Genomic DNA, 315 nt, shown 5'->3' on the forward strand with positions numbered 1-315 from the left:
GTAAAAGAACAGCCAATAGCTGGATATGAACCAAAAGTAAATGGTTATGACATCACAAATACAAAAGTAGGCCAAACGAAGGTAGAAGGAACGAAGACATGGAAAGACGATAACGCGAAAGATCGTCCGGAAATGATTACAGTAGATCTTTTACAAAATGGTACAGTGATTGCGACGCAAGAAGTAAGCAAAGTAACAGGCTGGAAATACGAATTCAAAGATTTAGCAGCGTATGATACAGAAGGTAAAGCATACAAGTATGAAGTGAAAGAGCAAGCAGTACCAGGATATGAATCAAAAGTAAGTGGTACTGAC

1 protein-coding gene is annotated in these 315 nt (G+C 38.4%); it reads left to right on the plus strand.

Going from position 1 to position 315, the window contains the following annotated elements; all coding sequences use genetic code 11:
- On the plus strand, positions 1 to 315 hold a 315-nt coding region (locus JDS95_RS30675; RefSeq protein WP_206773960.1), incomplete at both ends, for a Cna B-type domain-containing protein.

The organism is Bacillus cereus group sp. N24 (assembly GCF_016483345.1).
Classification (GTDB): domain Bacteria; phylum Bacillota; class Bacilli; order Bacillales; family Bacillaceae_G; genus Bacillus_A; species Bacillus_A toyonensis.